The 20,745-nt window shown below is 35.8% G+C and carries 18 protein-coding genes; 7 read left to right on the top strand and 11 right to left on the bottom strand.

Features of this window, described 5'->3' with window-relative positions:
* Nucleotides 1-30: 30 nt before the first annotated feature.
* Entirely contained in the window at nt 31-735 is a 705-nt protein-coding gene (locus AB3I34_RS13070; RefSeq protein WP_002384290.1) for a zinc metallopeptidase, read from the bottom strand.
* 198 nt (nt 736-933) lie between these two features.
* Between AB3I34_RS13070 and AB3I34_RS13065 the strand changes: the two genes are divergently transcribed.
* A complete protein-coding gene (locus tag AB3I34_RS13065) occupies nt 934-1,287 on the top strand; it encodes a YxeA family protein (RefSeq protein ID WP_002387247.1) in 354 nt (117 codons plus the stop codon).
* 37 nt (nt 1,288-1,324) lie between these two features.
* Here the strand turns inward: AB3I34_RS13065 and AB3I34_RS13060 are convergent, their stop codons facing one another.
* Together AB3I34_RS13060 and treP are read right to left on the bottom strand one after the other, a co-directional pair.
* The gene (locus tag AB3I34_RS13060) at nt 1,325-2,329 is read right to left on the bottom strand and encodes a nucleoid-associated protein (RefSeq protein ID WP_002356866.1); all 1,005 of its coding nucleotides are present in this window, start codon (nt 2,327-2,329) and stop codon (nt 1,325-1,327) included.
* 127 nt (nt 2,330-2,456) lie between these two features.
* Entirely contained in the window at nt 2,457-3,923 is a 1,467-nt protein-coding gene (treP, locus tag AB3I34_RS13055) for a PTS system trehalose-specific EIIBC component (RefSeq protein WP_002388267.1), read from the bottom strand.
* A gap of 211 nt (nt 3,924-4,134) precedes the next feature.
* Here treP and AB3I34_RS13050 point away from each other — a divergent pair, with 211 nt between their 5' ends.
* Entirely contained in the window at nt 4,135-4,515 is a 381-nt protein-coding gene (locus tag AB3I34_RS13050; RefSeq protein WP_002356864.1) for a VOC family protein, read from the top strand.
* A 21-nt stretch (nt 4,516-4,536) separates the two neighbouring features.
* Nucleotides 4,537-5,019: an SRPBCC family protein gene (locus AB3I34_RS13045; RefSeq protein ID WP_002356863.1), complete on the top strand. Its 483-nt coding sequence runs from the start codon at nt 4,537-4,539 to the stop codon at nt 5,017-5,019.
* Between the two features lie 43 nt (nt 5,020-5,062).
* Here AB3I34_RS13045 and AB3I34_RS13040 read toward each other — a convergent pair whose 3' ends face one another.
* A complete protein-coding gene (locus tag AB3I34_RS13040; RefSeq protein WP_010712636.1) occupies nt 5,063-6,175 on the bottom strand; it encodes an FUSC family protein in 1,113 nt (370 codons plus the stop codon).
* A 172-nt stretch (nt 6,176-6,347) separates the two neighbouring features.
* Between AB3I34_RS13040 and AB3I34_RS13035 the strand changes: the two genes are divergently transcribed.
* Entirely contained in the window at nt 6,348-8,489 is a 2,142-nt protein-coding gene (locus tag AB3I34_RS13035; protein WP_010712637.1) for a GH92 family glycosyl hydrolase, read from the top strand.
* Between the two features lie 40 nt (nt 8,490-8,529).
* On the opposite strand, the gene AB3I34_RS13030 is transcribed toward AB3I34_RS13035, so the two are convergent.
* The 6 genes from AB3I34_RS13030 to AB3I34_RS13005 form a co-directional block, all read right to left on the bottom strand.
* Nucleotides 8,530-10,011: a response regulator transcription factor gene (locus AB3I34_RS13030; protein WP_002359882.1), complete on the bottom strand. Its 1,482-nt coding sequence runs from the start codon at nt 10,009-10,011 to the stop codon at nt 8,530-8,532.
* A gap of 11 nt (nt 10,012-10,022) precedes the next feature.
* A complete protein-coding gene (locus AB3I34_RS13025; protein ID WP_029656002.1) occupies nt 10,023-11,753 on the bottom strand; it encodes a sensor histidine kinase in 1,731 nt (576 codons plus the stop codon).
* The gene (locus AB3I34_RS13020) at nt 11,707-12,342 is read right to left on the bottom strand and encodes a YesL family protein (protein WP_002362905.1); all 636 of its coding nucleotides are present in this window, start codon (nt 12,340-12,342) and stop codon (nt 11,707-11,709) included. The genes AB3I34_RS13025 and AB3I34_RS13020 overlap by 47 nt, the downstream gene beginning before the upstream one ends.
* Nucleotides 12,343-12,412: 70 nt before the next feature.
* Entirely contained in the window at nt 12,413-13,879 is a 1,467-nt protein-coding gene (locus AB3I34_RS13015) for an ABC transporter substrate-binding protein (RefSeq protein ID WP_002369012.1), read from the bottom strand.
* 23 nt (nt 13,880-13,902) lie between these two features.
* On the bottom strand, nt 13,903-14,826 hold the full coding sequence (locus AB3I34_RS13010) for a carbohydrate ABC transporter permease (RefSeq protein ID WP_002359877.1): 924 nt from the start codon (nt 14,824-14,826) through the stop codon (nt 13,903-13,905).
* A gap of 11 nt (nt 14,827-14,837) precedes the next feature.
* Entirely contained in the window at nt 14,838-15,794 is a 957-nt protein-coding gene (locus AB3I34_RS13005; RefSeq protein ID WP_002356852.1) for a sugar ABC transporter permease, read from the bottom strand.
* A 285-nt stretch (nt 15,795-16,079) separates the two neighbouring features.
* On the opposite strand from AB3I34_RS13005, the gene AB3I34_RS13000 reads away from it, so the two are divergent.
* Nucleotides 16,080-16,238 (top strand): hypothetical protein, encoded by a 159-nt coding sequence (locus AB3I34_RS13000; RefSeq protein ID WP_002369010.1) that lies wholly within the window; start codon nt 16,080-16,082, stop codon nt 16,236-16,238.
* Nucleotides 16,239-16,301: 63 nt separating this feature from the next.
* Here AB3I34_RS13000 and AB3I34_RS12995 read toward each other — a convergent pair whose 3' ends face one another.
* A complete protein-coding gene (locus AB3I34_RS12995; RefSeq protein ID WP_025187256.1) occupies nt 16,302-17,117 on the bottom strand; it encodes a MerR family transcriptional regulator in 816 nt (271 codons plus the stop codon).
* A 66-nt stretch (nt 17,118-17,183) separates the two neighbouring features.
* Here AB3I34_RS12995 and AB3I34_RS12990 point away from each other — a divergent pair, with 66 nt between their 5' ends.
* Together AB3I34_RS12990 and AB3I34_RS12985 are read left to right on the top strand one after the other, a co-directional pair.
* A complete protein-coding gene (locus AB3I34_RS12990) occupies nt 17,184-18,911 on the top strand; it encodes an ABC transporter ATP-binding protein (protein WP_010712639.1) in 1,728 nt (575 codons plus the stop codon).
* A 52-nt stretch (nt 18,912-18,963) separates the two neighbouring features.
* Nucleotides 18,964-20,742: an ABC transporter ATP-binding protein gene (locus AB3I34_RS12985; RefSeq protein WP_025189404.1), complete on the top strand. Its 1,779-nt coding sequence runs from the start codon at nt 18,964-18,966 to the stop codon at nt 20,740-20,742.
* Nucleotides 20,743-20,745 lie beyond the last annotated feature (3 nt).

Here is a 20,745-nt window from a genome sequence, read left to right as displayed (position 1 = left end):
TATGCGTAATAGAAAGACCTTTACTAGCACTTAGTCTCGTCGGTTATTGCCACCAAATAAAATAACCAAACGTAAAAGTTGTAAAAAGGTCGAAAGCGCCGCTGCTACGTAGGTAAGTGCAGCGGCAAAAAGAACTTTTCTGGCCATTGGGACTTCTTCTTCTGTTAATAACCCACCTTCAGAAAGAATACTTAATGCACGTCTAGACGCATTAAACTCCACCGGTAAAGTCACCAATTGAAAAATCAAGGCTAATGAAAAAGCCAAAATTCCAATGTTGATTAATGTTTGATTCCAACTAAATAAAACACCAATCAAAATTAGTGGAAAGGAAATGGTTGAACCGATGTTGGCAACTGGAACAATAGCTGCACGAAGACGTAAAGGCACATAGTTCGTATGATCTTGTACCGCATGTCCGCATTCATGAGCCGCCACGCCAATAGCCGCGACCGATGTCGATTGAGCAGTGGCTTCGGATAAGCTCAACATTTTGTTTCCAGAATTATAATTGTCAGTTAAATCACCAGCAATTTGCTGAACTCCAACATCATTAATCTGTTCTTTTTGTAAAATATATTGTGCTGCCTGCGTGCCTGTAACATGTTTACTGCTTCGTACTTGATCATATTTACGAAAGGTACTGTTAACATATGCGGAGGCCGCACCAGAAATCGCAATTCCGATAATTACCAATATATAGGTTGGATCGATTCCAAAATAAAAGGGCATCATTGTCCTCTACCTCCATCTTTTTTTCTTTATTGTAGCATGATAGTGAAAAAAAGGGAGCGACAAACGTTGTCTTTTGTTTAAAAAAATGATGAATTTTTCAAGAAAGTGCCGAAACTAACAAAATTGTCACTCAATTAACGGAAAAAAATATGGCAAATTTCCTAAAAAAAAGGCATACTATTCCTTGAGGTGAGGAAAATGAAAACATTACTAAAAATATTAATTCCCATAGTCATTTTAGCCGGTGGTAGCTGGGGCGTTTATAATTACTATTACGGTGGAGAAGCCTATTATACACAAATCACAACATCTGGTGAAAAGAAAGATGAAAAAACAAATTCTGGTGAAGCAATGACCATTTATTACTATCAACAACCTGCGTTTAATAAAAACGGTGAAGAAAAAACCGTGGAATTAAACGAATCCCGTGATCAACCTTTGCGTATGAAAGCCTATCTAAAATTGAAAGTTAATCCCCGTAAAGGCGTGATCAGCTGGAATGAAGTGACAGAAAAAGAAGTCCCTGAAAAAGCTTTAGAAAAATTAAAATAAAGAAAAGACCGTTGGCAAGCGACCAACGGTTTTTTCTTTATAATTGATTACTAATTTTTTCGATATTTTTTAGCATGATGGACACTGTGCCATCTGGATTATTAACAAATTCAATTAAATCCCCATTGCGGTAAACATCTAACGGAACAATTAATTCAATACCGTTATCCATTTTTAACTTCTGTTTGCCAAATTTCTTTTCAGAAATTTCGCGAGATTCTCTGACTGGCGGTGTTTTGTCGACAAACTTCGACTCATTCACTTCTTCTTGGTAAGCTAATTTAGCTGATACATTTTCTTTAAATACTTGCTCAGCAATCTGCTCATTGTCAATCGTTCCCGTTTCCTCAATGCTATCATATACCGCTTCTTTTACAGAAGCCATTAGTTCAAACTCATCTTCGTTAAATTTCTTTCCAATGCGTTTGACTGCTTTTTTAATTTCTTTGATATTTTCTTCCATGGAAGGTGCCGCTTGCGTCTCAATCACTTTTTCAGAGAAATACCAGATTTTTTCTCCTGAAAATTCATATCTTTTCTCTAGTAATTCAAACGCTAATGTATCTAAGTCAACTGTAATTCCTTCATCTGGTTTTTGTGATTTTGAAGACAAAATTGCTCGATTGATAATCAGTTTGTTATAAACGGATTCTTCTTCATAGTCGACGTAATGCGTGTAACTTTCTTTATAGTTTAATTTAATCATTGCGACATGTAACACCGTATCTAATTCATATAAAATGAACAAAATATCAGCACTAGGCGCATCTTCGCTTCCTGAATAAACATCATACCAATGTTGGGTAACTTCTTGGCTTTTCTTTACAAAATCACTAGGAATCCCACGTAACGTGTCAACAAAGGAACTATTTTCCGCCAATGTTCCAGTCTTTGTTTGTGCAGTCGAAAGTTTTGAAATTTTTGCAGTTAAATACGTTCGAATATACTCGGTCGTTAAATCTAGTTCCTTTTCAGAGAAAACCGGCGTCCCAGTTTCTCGATCAATAATGTGTAAAATTGCTTTTTTTAAATAAATATCCATTTTTACGCTCTCCTTTTCTCAACCTTTTTAGTCTAACTGAAAGAGAGAAAAAAGCCAATAGTTTCTATAAAAAGAAGAAGAATTCGTAGACAAATGTCTACGAATTCTTCTTAACTTCAAAAAGCGATTACCCTTCTTCGCTGTATAACATCCCTGTTGCTTCATCAACTGGATCGACTTTATTAAAGATGCCTTTCTTTCTGAAAATATAAGTTAAGCCCATTGGTACGATAATCGCAATCACCATTGCGACTAAAAACGGCAAGTAATATTGTGGCACAATAGATAAAATTCCTGGCAAGCCACCGACGCCGATACTTGTCGCACGAACGCCCATTAAAGTGGCAAACATTCCGGCCATTGCCGAACCAATCATGCCCGCAACAAATGGATAAACATATTTTAAGTTGATCCCAAACATCGCTGGTTCAGTCACACCTAGGTAACAAGAAATCATCGCTGGAATCGAAACTTGTTCTTCTTTTTTGTTTCCACGATGCATAAAGATAACCGCTAAAACAGCTGAACCTTGTGCAATATTTGATAGAGCAATCATTGGCCATAAGTTGGTTGACTGAAAGTCAGCAATCAACTGTAAATCAATCGCATTACTCATATGATGCAACCCAGTGATGACTAATGGTGCGTACATAAAGCCAAAGACGGCGCCAAATAACCAATTAAATGTTGACGTTAATCCTGCATTTACGATATCAGAAACCCAACTACCAATCGTCCAACCGATTGGTCCTAAAATGACATGTGCAGCCAATACTGTTGGTACTAAAGCAAACAATGGGACAAAAATCATTGAAATTGCTTGAGGAATCACTTTTCTAAAGAAAATTTCAAGATAGGCAAGCAAGAAGCCGGCTAACATGGCTGGGATAACTTGCGCTTGATAACCAATCATGTTAACTTGAGCAAACCCAAAATCCCAGAAAGGAATTTCTGCTGCTTTAGTCGTCGCAACTGAATAAGCATTCAGAAGTTGTGGTGAGACTAATGTAATCCCTAGGACAATCCCCAAGATTTGTGTGGTTCCCATTTTCTTCGTAATACTCCACGTAATCCCAACTGGCAAGAAGTGGAAAATTGCTTCGCCGATTAACCATAAGAATGAATTGACTCCATTCCAAAATTGAGAAACTTCCACGATTGTTTGACCATCAAGAAAGCCAAATGGAACCCCTTCCAAAATATTGCGGAACCCTAAAATCAATCCCCCGATAACAAGTGCAGGAATTAATGGTGTAAAAATCTCAGCTAAAACAGAAACAACTCGTTGAACAGGACTCAAATTACTTTTGGCAGCTGCTTTCCCTTCTTCTTTTGAAACCCCTTCTAAACCGGAAATTGCAGAAAAATCATTATAAAATTGTGGGACTTCATTCCCAATAATTACTTGAAACTGTCCAGCATTGGTAAAGGTTCCTTTTACAGAAGGAATATCTTCAATCACAGGTACATCCGCTTTTTTTGGATCTTTTAATACAAAACGCATTCGAGTTGCACAATGAGAAACAGCTGAAATATTTTCTTTGCCTCCTACTGCTTTCAACAACTGTTGTGCATCGCTTTGAAACTTACCCATTTTACATTCTCCTCTCAAACTTGTATATACAATTAAGTTGTATATACATCATACTTGATTATTCTTTTTTTGGCAAGCGCTTTCTTTCAAAAAAATAATTTTATTTTTTTGCAAATCCCTTGTCTTTTCTTAAAGAGTCAAACAGAACGCTTTTTTAGCTGCTTCTTTATTGCTATACTACAGAGGGAAAAAACGAAAAGGAGTATGAAAAATGTTTTTTAAAGAAATTCATCATGTGGCAATCAATGCCTCAAATTATCAAGCAACTAAAAATTTTTATGTCGAAAAGTTGGGCTTTGAAGTTCTTCGCGAAAATCATCGTCCCGAAAAAAACGATATTAAATTAGATTTAAAATTAGGCAGCCAAGAATTGGAAATTTTTATTTCTGATCAATTTCCCGCTCGCCCCTCTTATCCTGAAGCTTTAGGATTACGTCATTTAGCTTTTAAAGTTGAACATATTGAAGAAGTGATTGCTTTTTTAAATGAGCAAGGAATTGAAACAGAACCGCTACGAGTAGATGATTTTACGGGTGAAAAAATGACCTTCTTTTTTGATCCAGATGGACTACCTTTAGAACTTCATGAATAATAAATAAAGGAGAGAAACAAAATGAAAGATACCTTTCGCTTAGAAAACCAGACGATTTATTTTGGTACAGAACGGGCAATTTCAGCCAGCCCTCAAACGATTTGGCGCTACCTGACTGAGACAGACAAGCTAAAACAATGGTTTCCAGAATTAGAAATTGGTGAATTAGGTGTTAACGGGTTTTGGCGGTTTATTCTGCCCGATTTTGAAGAAACAATGCCTTTCACTGATTATGCAGAGGAAAAATATCTGGGCGTGACTTGGGATACTGGTATCATCTATTTTGACTTAAAAGAACAAGCACCTCATCAGACCCTGTTAGTCTTTTCAGAATCTCTCCCAGAAAATTTTACAACACCTCGCCATAAAGATATCGCTGGTTGGTCAATTGTTCTCAACCGCTTGAAGCAAGTAGTTGAAACCCCTGATGCAGCACCAGAAAAAATAGATTTTCCGCAAATAGAAAATCATTACTTAGAAAAATTAACGAATTTAGAAAATTAAAAAGTGTGGCACAACGGGTAAATCACCCTCTGTGCCACACTTTTTAAAAACGTAAGATACGCTGATAAACAAATAAACCTAAATCAATTAAGCAAACAACAAAAATTGCCAATAATACAAAAGAGACCCGCAACTCTGCGGCGTACATCCCTCGTAAACTAATTGTTGCCAAACATAACCCAAAAATCGTTGCCATTGTCACTTGTAACACGGTTCCTGGTTTTAGGGCATAAACAAAAATGCCAATCAAACTAGAAACAACGAGGTGTGTCAGTGGCAATTGAAGCCAATTGACAACAAACAGACTGAGGAAACATCCTAAAAGAGTCCCCCAAAAACGTGTCTTAATACGCGTGTTCATTTCTGCCTTCACTGGATGCAAGAGTAGAAAAACATTCATCGGAATCCAAATTATTTTAATGCCTCCTACACTCCACATTAAAATAAAACTCAGCGTAATGGTGAAACTCATACGAATAGCTAAACGAAATCGTTGCACCCTTTCGTCAGGACTTTCTAAAAATTGTTTGAAACTTGTGATCCCAAAAAAAGTCTGTTGTAAGTCGTGCCAGAAATTAATAACCGCCAATTTTTGTTGCTTCATATTTAATTGAATGCTTTTAAAAAAGCGAACATGGCCTCTACTCTTTAAGCTGGTTAGCTGATTTAATCCTGTTTGCCACCAAGCGTTTAGTGTTAAAGCCAATAAAAAAAGACCAATTAAAAAGGCCACAACTTGAGATTGCATCAAAAATGTATTTCCTTTAACCTGAATTAACTGACAAAACGTAAACATCATCAAATAACTATGGTACCGCATCGGTGTCGCAGATGAATAAAATAAATAAACAATTAAAAATGTCACACTACTATTTAAAATAATAGACCAGCTAAAGGAACTACTAGCTATAAATGCTAAAAAACTGATCACAAATTGCCTGATACTCATTTTGAGCAGCGCTACAAACGAATAATCTTTTTTATAGTTAATTTTAAACATAATAGTAAATACAGGCACCATAATTAAATAGCTTGGGGAAAATAAAAAATCCAATGTATAAAAACTAACCAAAAAAAAGGCGATGACTGGGAAAATGGCCCAAACATACGCAAAAAATTGCTGACTTTTTGTACTAAAAAAATAAATAACAATCACTCCAATATCGATTCCTTATCCATTGTAACATGCTTGTCAATTCCCTCTCCAAATTGAATATACCAATTCGTTAAAAATAAATAAAAAAGCGAATAAATACGCTTTCATTTCTCGTTTTTTGTGCTATAATCAGCCTATATGATATATCATTTAAAACAAAGGAGCTACTTTCATGAATATTCAAGCGATTGATACGCGACACGGAACTGCCAACCAACATAGTTTTTCAAATGGAAATTGTCTACCCTATACTGGCGTGCCATTTGGGATGAACTTTTACGCCCCGCAAACAACTGACCAAAAAGGCAGCTGGTGGTTTCATCCAGAAGATCGAACATTTCAAGGCTATCGAGTAACGCATCAACCAAGTCCTTGGATGGGTGATTTTAGCCATTTATTAATGACCCCTGTCAGTGGTTCATTGTCGGAACTTTCTTTATTCCATGCCCAAAGTTCTTATCGTCCAGAAGAAAGCCTTTTTTCTCCTGTCGAAATTAACTTAACTCAATTACGCTATCAAATAACTTCTCAATTAATCCCAAGCATGTATGGTGGTATCTTAACCATTGATTATCAACAAACAGATAATCACTTACTACTAACTCTGCCTGGACGTTATCAAGTAAAACAATTAGATGACCATCAAGTGGCTGTAAAAGTCATCAACTATTCTGGTTGTGAAGATCCAGATTTTAGTTTTTATTTTGTGCTTCATTTTGAACAGCCTTTAACCAAATGGTTTGCCCCTTCTTCAGGTGAAGATGGCAAAATCCTTCTTTCTTTTGGAAATATTGCTCAACAAGTTGTTCATTTTAGTAGTTCATTTATTTCTGAAAAACAAGCGCTGTTAAATTTAGCGCGAGAAATCTCTTTGCGTTCTACTGAGATGCTGCAACAAGGAATCGCAGATTGGCATAATTATTTCGATCGCCTTAAAGTAACGCATGAAAATCCTGAACATACTAAAACGTTTTATCATACACTGTATCGAACATTCCTATTTCCGCAAACCTTTTATGAATTGGACGAAAATCAGCAGCCGATTCATTATGATACGTTCTCGCAAACGGTTCGTCCTGGTGTACTATATACCAATAATGGCTTTTGGGATACTTATAAAACGGTTTACCCATTGTTCTCACTAATTGCTCAAGAAAAATACGAAGAGATGCTAGAAGGCTTTTTAAATAGTTACAACGAAACAGGTTTCTTGCCAAAATGGTTATCTCCAGATGAGCGTGGTTTAATGCCCGGCACCTTGATTGACGCTGTCATTGCTGATGCCGCCGTGAAAAAGATTCGTCCTGACTTGATGCCTCAGTTCCTAGAAGCGATGAAAAAAGGCGCCACACAACAAAGCGAACGAGAAAATTATGGACGTCAAGGAACTCTGGATTATCTAAAATATGGCTATGTTCCTTCAACCTATCATGAATCTGTCAATCATACCTTAGACTATGCGTACAGCGATTTCTGTATTTCGCAAGTTGCAAAAACATTGAATGATTCAGAGACCGCAACGTTTTATCGTCAACAAGCCTTGAATTATCAACAACTTTTTAATCCTGAAACTGGCTTTATGCAAGCAAAGGATACTGAAGGCAATTTCCGTCCTGACTTTTTAGATATTCGTTGGGGCAAAGATTACGCCGAAGGAAGTGCTTGGCAATCAAGTTTTGCGGTTTATCAAGATTTTGCAGGTTTGATTAAGCTATATGGTAGCGAGTTAGCTTTCGAAAAAAAATTAATTCAGCTCTGCAATCAAGCGCCTAACTTTAACGTTGAAGGCTATGGTTTTGAAATTCATGAAATGAGTGAAATGGCGGCAATTGATTTTGGTCAATTAGCCATCTCAAATCAACCAAGTTTCCATTATCCGTTTCTATTCAGCTACATCGGCAAACCAGAGATGGCTCAACCACTTTTAAAACAACTAATGCAAACATTTGATGCTTCACCAACTGGCTATCCAGGTGATGAAGACAATGGCAGCATGTCTGCTTGGTATATTTTTAATAGCTTAGGCTTTTATCCCGTCACACCAGGAACTGGTGAATATGTAATCGGGATGCCTTTAGTCCAGACGGCGGAAGTAAAACTGTCAAATGGTAAACAATTAACCATTCAGACATCACCAAACAAAGTCCAACAACAATTTATTCATGAAATTCAGTTAAACCAAGAAAAACATACTGCGCCTTATTTTACTCATCAAGAACTATTAAACGGCGGGACTTTAGATTATCAATTAGGGATCGTCCCGAATCCACAAAACACAGCAGAACGACCGTTTTCATTAAGTACGGAAAAATAATAAAAAGAAAGATGTTCATAAAAATTGAACATCTTTCTTTTTATTCTTCGACACCTGCGTAATTTGATTGGTATTGCTCTCGAAATTCTTTTGGCGTAATTCCATTTAATTTTTTAAACATTTTTGAAAAATAGTTGGTATTGTTAAATCCTACTTTTTCTGAAATTTCGTTGATTGTATCATCCGTGTACAATAATAATTTTTGGGCATGCTTGGTACGCACTTGATTCAAATATTGAGAAAAACTCCGCTTGGTTTCTTTTTTGAAAATTTGGCCTAAATAACTAGGGTTCAAATGAAGCTCATCCGCCACCGTTTTTAAGTTTAATTCTTCTAAATAGCCTTGTTCAATTCTTTCTACAGCTTGGCTAACACTTTCTGAATATTTTTTTATTTTAGGTTTATTTTTCACTTCTGCTAAGACTTGCTGCATTAACGCATACAGTGTATTAAGATTGTTGCTGGCTCGAATTTCTTCCACGATTTTTTCATAGTTTTCTTCTAACACAGTTGGATACTGACGGGAAATATCTGAAAAAAGTAAGAAGACTACATAGCGTACATATTCTGGCGTAGCGTGTTGTTGACTTAACTGATTGAAAATAGCATCTAATTCCCGTTGAATAGTCTGCATATCCCCAATCATCAAGGCTTGGTTAAACGCTAGAAAAGTAAAATCTTCTGCCGAACGATTCATTTGTTCTTTTTGATTATTTGGCAGAAATTCTTGATAAAACGTTTCAATTGCTTGCAACTGTTTTACTTTCTCATAACTTTCATAAACCGTTTCCCATTCATTGACAGATTCCCCTACAAAAATCTGACCTTGACCAGCTAGAATCGCTTCAATTTCACGAATAAATAAGAACGCTTCTTGTCTGGCCCCTTTATAGATAAGTAACAATTGGTGGTACGTACTCATCCAACTTTCAATAAATAACAGTTGACCTTTTTTCATAAATAGTTCCTTGATTGTTTCTAAAAATGGCATCTCAGCTTCAACCAATAAAACGGTAAAATCACCTGGTTTTATAGTCGCAAATTGCTGCATTAACTCTTCGTATTCCCCTTCGCTGATTTCATCATTAAGCCAACGCATCAAGCCATTTTCTAGATATAGACGCACGCGGGCATGGGATTTTTTTTGTTGGTCCAATTCTGTTTTAATTCTCTGGATATTGGCTAATAGTTCTTGTTTATTGACTGGTTTCAAAAGATAATCTTGGACCTGCAAAGCCATGCCTTTTTTGACGTAATCAAACTCTTGATAACCTGATAAAATTAAACTAATAAATTGATGTCCTTTTTTCTTTGCTTGCTCAATTAATTCGATCCCGCTCATTTCCGGCATCGTAATATCTGTTAATAAAACATCAATGGATTCTGTTTCTAAAAAAGCCAATGCTTCTTGCGCACTACGTGCTGTTTTAACAATTTCAAAGCCTAACTCTTGCCAAGGAATAATCCATTTTAAGCCTTCTAAAATCATATATTCATCATCAACAAACATCACTCGATACATCTTTTCACCCCTTATGCTACAAACGAAAGACGAATTGTCGTCCCTTCTCCTTCTTTCCCTTCAATGGTTAAACCATAACTCTCCCCAAAAAAGCGTTGTAAACGTTCATGAACATTTCTTAACCCAATGGATTGTTCCGTTTCTATTTCTGTTTGATTTAAACGTGCGCGAATTTCCTCTAACCGATTGGCGGTAATTCCTTTTCCATTATCCACAACAGCCACAATAATTTTTTCATCTTCTCGGTAGGCGTGGACCTTGATAGCATTGTCTTGTCGTTGATAGTCAATACCATGCACAAAATAATTTTCGACAAGCGGCTGAATAATGAACTTAGGAATTTCAACATCAGCAATTGTTTCTTCTATTTCGAACTTATAGGCAAATTGGTCGGGATAACGCATTTGATACAAATACACATACTTTTCGCAAAATGAGATTTCCTCTGCCAAGGTCGTGGTTTTTTCTTGGTTAATATTATTCCTAAGTAACGTTGAAAAAGCATAGACAACATCAGCTAGTTCTTCTTGTTGCCGACTCAAGGCATACATGCGAATATATTCCAATGTATTATAAAGAAAATGAGGATTAATTTGCGACTGTAACGCTCTCATGTGGGCATCACGTTGCTTAATTTCTAAAGTATAAATATCGTGAATGTATTGATCTAAACTGTCTACCATAAAATTAATCGCAGAAGCAATATCATTCAATTCTTCCTGAACTTGATTCGTGTCAATTCGTTCTTTTAAATTGCCATCGCCAATGGCTCGTGTTGCTTCTAAAATTAATTGGACTTGTTGAGAATAGCGTTTAAACAGGCGGTTTAAGCCCACTAATAAAATAACAATCAAAAGTAACCCAATCCCTAAAATGGCCGCATAATTCATAAACAATTGCTGAAATAAGACTCGGCGGCTTGTTAATAAGAGAATGGTACTCCGACCACTGCTTTCTATTTCCGTAATATCGTAGCGATTATGAAAAACCTGTTGAATGTCACTATCGGTGTGCATTCTTTTATCTAGTTGCCGCTCTTCTTCTTTGGTAAATTGTGCTTTTTCAGAAAAAATTTGATTCCCAGCACTATCATAGATAAACGCATTAATACCTGATTTTTTCAATAAGTCTGCTTGGTTGCCTAGCAACTCTTGACTTGAAAACACAGTGTACAATTCTCCCAACGGTTGTCCTGTATAAGGATCGGAGATAATTCGCATTAGTTGAAAGCCATGTTTTTTAATTGATGACATATCCATTTTTTTCCCATTTGTAGCTGTGCGATTGGCGAACAAAACCTGATCAAATTCATCTAAGCGAATAATCACTTCTTCTAAGTCAGGAAAGGTGCTAAATAATGTACTTAAATTATTTCCAAAGTGGGTACTGACCCGATCTTCCGACCATTGGCTGTACGTATAGTCAAAGTACTCAGGAGGAGAAAGTTCCATATATTTTCGCATGTTTTCAATTTTACTTGCAGAGCCAGCTAATTCATTAATCATATTCGTCGCCGCATTATTTTTATTCGTTACATAGCTGTCAATTTGGGAAACGGCGTTATTTTTTTGTGAATCAATTGATAAGTTAATTGTATAAGTAACATAAACGCACAAAGCAGCCACCGTTAACAAAATAATACTTGTTAACAGTAGACTGTATTTTTGTACTAATCGATTTAATAAATATTTTTTTTTAAACAGTTTTTTGAAGATTCGCTTCATTTTGTTCCAACTTTCCATCAATAAACTGGCGATTTTTACGCGTGACATAGGCACACCACATCATAATTAAGGCAAACGAAGCAAATAGTAGCAGTCCTTTCATTTTCCAGGTTAAAGCAACGATACTAATTACACCGAATAAGACTTTAAAAAATACACCGAGGTTTAAAAAGATACTGATAAATGAAAGCTTCATTAAATCAATAGTTGAGATAAAATAGCTTCCTTCATATAGTAGCATATAAATATAAAAAATAACGAGTATTAGGGAAACAAAAAATAAAATAAATGTAATAATTAACCACATTATTCCGGTAAATTGAACGGCTAAATAAATATTATAAAAAACAAATCCTAAAGTGAAGAGAAAAAGTAGAAAATAACAGTTACTTCTTTTAAAATGTGCTTTCCATGATTCAAATGCTCGTTTAACGGTAATTGCTTGATAATTCATGCCCTCTTCCAAAATGAAATCAGTCATCATTTGGAGTGCTGGACCAACACCAAAAATAATCCCTCCAGCTAAACTAAATAAAACAAACAGTAAATTTAGTTTGATTACTGTCCAGGAAAGGTAAAACAACCGTTGAATCCCTGTACTTTCCATCTTCCTCTTCCTTTCTATTATGTAAAAGGCTGAGCCAAAAGCGCTCAGCTAATGCCTCAGCCTCCTGTGATTATTTTTGAGATTGGATATATTCGTCTAATTGTGTTTGCATTTCTTTTTGAACTTTATCCCAGCCAGCTGTTTTTAGGTCATCCATTAATTTTGGAAGTGTTTCTTCTGGATCAACAGTTCCTGTATTTAAGCTTGCTGCGTAACGGTTCATAACTGTAGCAACGTTAGTGATTTCAGTTTTCACTTTATCATTTACAAAAGTAAAACCAAGAATTGGTGAATCTTTTGCTTCTTCGATGCTCTTATCACGTTCTTTAACCATGTCTTCAGTGACAGATTCTTCTGGCCAAATGATTAAGTTGTTTCCTGTGTTCCAAGCACTCAAATGAGTTGTTGGTGTGTAATCTTTCAACAATTTCACACGATCATCGCCAACTTTTTCATATTGTTTGCCTTCTTCACCATAAACAAGTCCGTTTAACAATTCTGGATTGCTGTTTAATAAACCTAACAATTCAACAGCTTTTTCTTTGTTTTTAGACGTGTTTGCAACAACATAGTTAGCCATTTGCGCTTGAGCTGTTGTTTTTAATGGTTCTGTTAGTGGACGAGAAACAAGTGGTTTGCCAGCAGCTTGTGTTAAGATTGTATCACCATAATCCATAGGTCCTTGTGTTTCTTGACGCATGAACCAAGTATTGGTATTTAAGTCATATGGTGTTGTACTTGTAGCAGCATCTGTTGGAATCAAGCCATCTTTATACCATTGATGTAAGACTTTTAAGTTATTAATCATGTCTTTGTCGGCATATTGGTTAATAATTTTTGGTGAGCCAGTATCAGTTGTTTTTACTGCAAATGGATATTGGTTACCAATAGGGAAGTCATAATTACCTGTTGCAAAGAATGTTTGACCGATAGCAAAAGCAGCAATATTTGGTTCTTTTTTATGGAATTCTTTTAGAACTTCCGTTGCACTTTCATAACTACCATCGACTTTACTAATATCTAAATTGTATTTATCGACATATTCTTTATTAAAAGTTAAAACTTGTTGACCGTAAGAGTTACCTAAAATTGGGAACGCATACAGTTTTCCATTGATCGTATTTCCTTTAATATAGTTATCTGGTAATTGATCATAGGCTTCTTTTGCATATTTAGGTGCTAAATCAGTTAAATCAGCATAGGCGCCTTTTTGTGCATTCGTTGCATAATTTTGTGCTAATGAAATATCATAGCTTTCACCAGAAGCAACGATTGTTGACATTTTTTGGTCCCAATCGCCCCAACCAACAAATTCCATTTTTAATTTTGCCCCAATTTTTTTCTCGATAATTTTATTCGCATTATCGATTAATTGGTCATAATTATCTGGTTTGTCCCCAACACGATACATTAATAACGTTGGTGTACTATCATCACCTTTTGACGCTGCATCTTTTGAAGATTTACCGCACGCGCTTAGTCCTACAGCTAAAGCTGCTGCGCCAGCTACGGCTAATCCTTTTTGCCATTTTTTCATTCCTTATTTCCTCCTGTACAATTTTATTCTTTCACGCCGCCGATTGTTAAACCACCCACGAAATATTTTTGGAAGAATGGGTAAGTTAACGCAATTGGTAACGTAGATAAGACAACAATCGCCATTCGAGCCGATTCACTTGGTAGAACGCCTAAGCCTTCTTGTGCTGCTGCACCCATATCCGTACTTCTTGATAAGAACTCTAAGTTGTTTTGAATTTTCATCAATAAATACTGTAATGGTACCAAGGTATCTTTTTGAATGTAAAGTAACGCATTGAACCAATCGTTCCAATAACCCAAAGCCGCAAATAAACTAATTGTGGCAATCCCTGGAACGGCTAGTGGTAACACAATGCTGACAAAAATGCGCATTTCACTTGCGCCATCAATACGTGCCGATTCAATAATACTGTCAGGCACGGTTTTCTTGAAAAACGTTCGCATCACTAAAATATTAAATGGTCCTAAAGCTAAAGGCAAAATTAACGCCCAAATTGTATCTTTCAATTGCAATAAGTTTGTCATTACTAAATAGTTCGCAACCATCCCTGGTGAAAATAACATTGTAATTAACGCAAACAATGTAAAGAATTTTTTAAATGGAAAGTTTGAACGAGAAATGACATAGGCATATAATGACGTCATTGTTGCATTGACAATCGTCCCTGTCACCGTAATGAAGACCGTTACCCCTAAGGCATGAATAATGCGTTGACTCATCGCCCCTTGGAAAATGTAACGATAGGCCTCCAATGAAAATTCTTTTGGCCAAAACCGGTAGCCGTTTGCTGCTAATGATCCTTCACTTGTCAATGAAATCATAATAACAAAGAAAAACGGAACCACACAGGAAATAGCAAAAATAGCAATGACAATATTGAAAATCAAATTCGCTGTCGGGTTGAAGGATCGAACGTTAACGCTAGTGACTTTTTTCTTTTTCATAATCCTTCCTCCTAAAATAGTGCTGAATCTGGTTCAATTCGACGAACAACTAAATTCGCAATTAATAACAAACATGCCCCAACGACAGATTGATATAACGCTGCAGCTGCCGTCATGCCTACATCACCAGTAGCCGTTAAGCCATTGTAAATATAGGTATCTAACACACTTGTCACGTTGTAAAGCGCACCTGAGTTTCTTGGTACGATGTAGAACAAACCAAAGTCTGCTCTGAAGATACCGCCGATGTTTAAAATTAATAAAACAGACATCATTGGTAAAATTTGTGGAATCGTAACATTTTTTATTTGTTGCCATTTGTTGGCACCATCTACCATCGCTGCTTCATAGTATGTCGGATCAATCCCCATCACAGAAGCATAGTAGATAATACTGTTGTAGCCTAGACTCTTCCAAACATTTAGGAAGACAAAAATTACTGGCCACCAACGTGGATCTGCATACCAGTTAATCATTGTGCCGCCATTACCAGTAATCCATTGATTCAAAATCCCTTTATCTGGACTTAAAAAGGCATAAACAAAATAGTTAATAACCATCCAAGATAAGAAATATGGTAGCAATGACATCGTGTGATAAACTTTAACCAAGCGACGATTTCTTAATTCACTCATAATAATAGCAAAAGCAATCGCGAAGAATAAGTTAAAGGCTAAAAAGACGACATTGTACAAAATGGTATTTCTAGTAATTAACCAAGCATCTTTTGACGCAAATAAAAATTTAAAGTTTTCAAAACCAACCCAAGGACTTTCTCTTAGACTAGCTAAGAAACCATCTGGTGAAATATGAAAATCTTTAAATGCGACCACATTGGCTAAGACTGGTATATAGAAGAAAAATATAAACCAGATAAATCCTGGTAACGCCATAAGGATTAAGGCCTTATAACGCCATACATTTTGAAAAAAACCGTTTTTCTTCTTCATTCGTTTCGCTCCTTTCATAAATATAATAGCGTTTTCATAATATCTTTTTAAGGAACAAATTATAGGATTTGAGAAACAAATTATAGATTTTGTATCATTTTAAGGTAAAAATTTGTCAAATAGACTTTTCTTTGTGAAAACGTTTATCTGATATTTGTTTAACAACTGCTTAAGAACCTTAAAAATAATTGAATAAATCTCACTCATAAAGCGATTTCACTAGTGCGTATTTGTTGTATAAAAGCTGAGAACTTGTTATTTTCACAAAGGATATTATCTAATTATTTTTGAGGAGGACTATTTTTGAATTTTATCCGTAAAAACACTAGAGCAATTCGTTTAATTGTGGTATATTTTTTTGCAGTTTTAATGCAAGCTGGTTCTTTATTATTATTAGCTATTTCACTACTATTTTTCTATTTGCCTTTATGCACACACAATATGTTGGATTTCTTGTTATAAATAAAAAAAGGAACTAGCTTAGCTACATTTGCTATTGCTAGTTCCTTCTTTGTTTCAATTACTTCACTTTTCCCCTAGAATTTCAATCCAACCATAATAATATTCAATATATTGATTCTCCTCTTCTAGTTGTGTCAAGATATGCTCCCCGACAACGATGCCTGTTTCAAATCCTTGTTTTGCTAAACGCTTTTTTACTTCTTCGATATTATTCAAACGGGTATCTTGTGTATTGACTTTTAAAATAAAGCCTTTGTATTGGCTACTTGATTCTTTGAGCCAAATCACTTTATCTAAACTTTTTTTATTCACATGATTTGCCAAACAAATCCCATACGTCAGTTCATTGGATTCACTTAAATCCCCGTAAATACCTAAAGTTGAAATGTGTTCCATATAAACTTTCATCTCTTCTGGATCCTCAATATCAACAACAACAATTTTATCAAAAGGAATTGGTTCATCTGAAAAAACCAATGTTTCTAAATCAATTAACGCATGTAAATGTAATTTTCTTTTCTTAATTTCTTTGTATTTATGTTGAAGCCTTTTTATTTCTTGCCCCAGTTGTTCTTCTGTTGCTTCCATGGTGGCATAGAGATCGGTAGGTGTCTTTTTATACAAATTCAACATATCTTTGATAGGAATCCCCATTTTTCGATAAAAATCAATATCATATATTTTGAACAAATCTTCTAAATCAAACGTTCGATATCCGTTTTCTTCATTGCGTGTGGTACTAATCAACCCTTGCTCGTCCCAATAACGAATCGTGGACTTAGGGATATTTAACAACTCAGAAACATCTTTTATTGTGTAATTTTTTTCCATCCTGTTCCCTCCATCAAAAAGTTTAGCATTTCTACTGTTGACATTCAAGTTACTTGAACGTGTACAATGACTCTTTGTAACAGCTAAAACGGTATTGTTTAAGGAGGAAATTTCATGAAATTAATGAAAGAGTTTATTAAAGAAAATAAATGGATTGTTCTTGCGACAACTTTAACCATCTGTTTGCAAATCGCAGGAACCCTTGGCGTCCCTAAATTAGTTGGCAAGTTGATTGATGTGGGCATCGTTAGCGGTGACCAACAAGTAATTAAAACGATTGGCATACAAATGTTTCTTGTGGCATTCATTGGAACAATTGCCGCAATTATTTCTAGCTATTTGTCTGCTTTAGTAGCTGCTAAGTTTGGTTTTCAAGTTAGAGGATTGTTCTTTAAAAAATTTCAACAATTCTCGATGAAAAATGTTGATAAATTTGGTTCAAATTCTTTGCTAACTAGAATGACCAACGATGTAGATAATGTTCAAACAATGATTGTGCTGTTTTGCCAATTAATCTTTCCAGCGCCTATTATTAGTTTATTTGCCTTAGTGATGACATTTTCTTATTCAGTTTCACTCGCTTGGGTAACATTGGCTTCCATCGTATTTTACTTAGTCGTTGTTTATTTTTTAATGAAAAAAGGTACCCCTTTATCTTTAAAAATTCAACCAAAAATGGATCGAATTACTACGACTTTACGAGAGTTCTTTACTGGAATTAATATGATTCGTGCGTTCAATAATCAAGACTTTGAAGAGCAGCGAACCAATCAAACATTTAAAAATTATGCTGAACGCATGAGTAAAGTGAATCGAATCTTTGCTTGGATTACTCCCGTTGCCTTTTTATTAATGGGCGTTGTGTACGCCTCTATTTTGTGGTTTGGCGGTAATTTAGTTGCAGTAGGCACCCTACAAATTGGCACCGTTACAGCTGTGATTGAATATACCCTTCTAACTTTGGCCTACTTAATGATCGCGGCTATGGTATTAGTTGTCATTCCACGGTCCGTTGCTTCCTTGAATCGCTTGCAAGAAGTTTTGTCAGAAGAAATTGAAATTAGCGATCCTCATACTGAAGCAACCATTGCTTATCATCCTGAGAAAGCCTTGATTTGCTTCGATCACGTCACGTTTCAATACACAGAAACAGCTGATCCTGTTTTAGAAAATGTTAGTTTTGTCATCCCTAAAGGAAAAACAACGGCGATTGTTGGTGCAACTGGCGCTGGTAAAAGTACTTTAGTTAAGTTACTTTTACGAATAAATGATGTCACAGCCGGCACGATTAGCTATTCTGGCACAGATATCCGCTCATTATCTCAGCAAACGATTCGCCAAATCATCAGTTATGTGCCACAAAAAGCCTTTCTTTTCAGTGGGACAATCTTATCAAACTTATTAATGGGAAATGCCAAAGCAACTACAGAAGAAATAAGAACGGCACTAGAAATTTCACAATCTTCTGAATTTATCGATTCCTTACCACAAGGGATTGAAAGTTTCGTAGCACAAGGCGGGTCCAACTATTCTGGTGGTCAAAAACAAAGAATGTGTATTGCACGAGCCTTAATCAAACCGGCAGACGTTTATATTTTCGATGACAGCTTTTCCGCATTAGATTACAAAACTGACGCCGCTCTACGTGCCGCTTTACATGCACAAATGGCGGACAAAACTTTACTCATTGTTGCTCAACGGTTAAGTACAATCATGAACGCTGACAATATTATCGTCCTAGATGAAGGAAGGATTGTTGGTCAAGGCACCCACGCTGATTTACTTACCACTAATAGCTATTACCAAGACTTTGCTAAATCGCAAGGTATCTTACCCAAGTAATTAAAGAAAGGATGTGACTGCTTGAAAGAAAGTTTTCTTTTCAAGCCATACAATGAAAAAAACAATGAATCTTCAAAGCTTTAAACGTTTCTGGAAAATGATTAAACCTGAGCATCCAATCTTTTATGGTCTAATGATCTGCAGTTTAATTGGAAACTTATTAATTGTTGCCATGACCTATATTATGGCAATCGGGATTGATAACCTCTTAGAAGCGATCAAGCGTGTCGGGCTCAAAGGCATGACACTTCCTTTAGTTGAAGAAGCGCTCTTTGGTCCCGTCTTACTTTTAATTCTCTTTTCAATCATTAGTAGTATCACTTCTTTTATTCAGGAACGAGCAATGGCTTCTTTAAGCGAACGGGTTACTTTAAGAATTAGAAAAGAAGTGACAAAAAAGTTTAAAACTTTACCAATGGCCTTCTTTGACAATCACCAAGTGGGCGATATCATCAGTCGTTCAACAACTGGCTTAAACCAATTGTCACAAGTTCTTTTAACAGGAATCAACCAATTTTTCACTTCCGTCGTGACTATCCTATTTGCAGGAATCATGTTGTTCTATATTGATGCAAAATTAACCATTTTAGTGTTGCTGCTAATTGGCGGCAGTACTTTCATGACGACAAAAATCGCGAATAAAAACAAGGTGTTTGCTGATCAAAGTCAAGCTGAATTAGGTCAATTAAATAATAAGATGGAAGAATATTTAGCAGGAAATTTGGTCACAAAAACCTTTAATCAACAGCAAAATGCTGAAAAAACAATTGATGCTGTTAATCAACAACATTATCGTGCCTTTAAAAAAGCACAGTTTCTAAATTTTGCGATTTATCCAGCTATTCGTTTTATCAATCAGTTGGCTTTTATTATCAGTGCTATCTTAGGCGCAATGCTCGTTTTATCTGGTGGTATTACGATTGGTTTCTTGCAAGCGTATTTGCAATATATCAACCAAATTTCTGAGCCGATTTCTACCGCTTCTTATGTCATTAACTCAATTCAAGCAGCGATGGCTTCCATTGATCGGATTTTTGTTATCTTAGATGAAGCTGATGAACAGCCAGAAGCAACTCATTTAGAAACTATTTCTTCTCCTAAAGGAGCCATTGAATTTAAAAATGTTCAATTTGGCTACACACCAGAAAAAATTTTAATGAAGAATGTTGATTTTTCTGTTCAACCGAAAAAAACAGTGGCCATTGTAGGACCCACCGGTGCTGGTAAAACAACATTAGTCAACTTATTAATGCGTTTCTATGAAATAAATCAAGGTGCCATTACTTTTGATGGGATTGATATTACGAAACTTTCTCGACAAAATCTAAGAAATTTATTTGGCATGGTTTTACAAAACACTTGGCTATTTGAAGGAACCGTAGCAGATAATATTGCCTATGGAAAAAAAGATGCTTCTCGTGAAGAAATAATTGAAGCAGCTAAAATTGCTCAATGTGATCATTTTATTCGGACCCTTCCTCAAGGATATGACACAATTATTTCTAGCGAAAATGGTGCATTATCACAAGGGCAACAACAGTTATTAACCATCGCCCGAATCATTTTAGCAAATCCGCCCGTTGTTATTCTCGATGAAGCAACTTCGAGTGTGGACACACGAACAGAAGCCCATATTCAAAAAGCGATGGAAACTGTCACAGAAAATCGAACAAGCTTCGTTATCGCTCATCGATTATCCACAATTGAAAATGCTGATTTAATTTTAGTGATGAAAAATGGCGATATTATTGAAAAAGGAACGCATCAGGAACTATTACAAGCTCCGACTCTTTACGCCAGCTTATATAATAGTCAATTTCAAACCACTTAAAAA

This window comes from Enterococcus sp. C102(2024) (genome assembly GCF_040888205.1).
Taxonomy (GTDB): Bacteria; Bacillota; Bacilli; order Lactobacillales; family Enterococcaceae; genus Enterococcus; species Enterococcus faecalis.
The sequence above is the reverse complement of the archived record's forward strand: the minus strand, read 5'-3'. Positions and strand labels throughout refer to the sequence as shown.

What these genes read in the sequence shown, in the direction of transcription:
- AB3I34_RS13050 (WP_002356864.1), top strand. Translation starts at nt 4,135, where the DNA reads ATGTTTTTTAAAGAAATTCATCATGTGGCAATCAATGCCTCAAATTAT.
- AB3I34_RS13010 (WP_002359877.1), bottom strand. Translation starts at nt 14,826, where the DNA reads ATGAAAAAGAAAAAAGTCACTAGCGTTAACGTTCGATCCTTCAACCCG.
- AB3I34_RS13025 (WP_029656002.1), bottom strand. Translation starts at nt 11,753, where the DNA reads ATGGAAAGTTGGAACAAAATGAAGCGAATCTTCAAAAAACTGTTTAAA.
- AB3I34_RS13005 (WP_002356852.1), bottom strand. Translation starts at nt 15,794, where the DNA reads ATGAAAGGAGCGAAACGAATGAAGAAGAAAAACGGTTTTTTTCAAAAT.
- AB3I34_RS12985 (WP_025189404.1), top strand. Translation starts at nt 18,964, where the DNA reads ATGAAAAAAACAATGAATCTTCAAAGCTTTAAACGTTTCTGGAAAATG.
- AB3I34_RS13045 (WP_002356863.1), top strand. Translation starts at nt 4,537, where the DNA reads ATGAAAGATACCTTTCGCTTAGAAAACCAGACGATTTATTTTGGTACA.
- treP (WP_002388267.1), bottom strand. Translation starts at nt 3,923, where the DNA reads ATGGGTAAGTTTCAAAGCGATGCACAACAGTTGTTGAAAGCAGTAGGA.
- AB3I34_RS12990 (WP_010712639.1), top strand. Translation starts at nt 17,184, where the DNA reads ATGAAATTAATGAAAGAGTTTATTAAAGAAAATAAATGGATTGTTCTT.
- AB3I34_RS13060 (WP_002356866.1), bottom strand. Translation starts at nt 2,329, where the DNA reads ATGGATATTTATTTAAAAAAAGCAATTTTACACATTATTGATCGAGAA.
- AB3I34_RS13030 (WP_002359882.1), bottom strand. Translation starts at nt 10,011, where the DNA reads ATGTATCGAGTGATGTTTGTTGATGATGAATATATGATTTTAGAAGGC.
- AB3I34_RS13035 (WP_010712637.1), top strand. Translation starts at nt 6,348, where the DNA reads ATGAATATTCAAGCGATTGATACGCGACACGGAACTGCCAACCAACAT.
- AB3I34_RS13015 (WP_002369012.1), bottom strand. Translation starts at nt 13,879, where the DNA reads ATGAAAAAATGGCAAAAAGGATTAGCCGTAGCTGGCGCAGCAGCTTTA.
- AB3I34_RS13020 (WP_002362905.1), bottom strand. Translation starts at nt 12,342, where the DNA reads ATGGAAAGTACAGGGATTCAACGGTTGTTTTACCTTTCCTGGACAGTA.
- AB3I34_RS13070 (WP_002384290.1), bottom strand. Translation starts at nt 735, where the DNA reads ATGATGCCCTTTTATTTTGGAATCGATCCAACCTATATATTGGTAATT.
- AB3I34_RS13065 (WP_002387247.1), top strand. Translation starts at nt 934, where the DNA reads ATGAAAACATTACTAAAAATATTAATTCCCATAGTCATTTTAGCCGGT.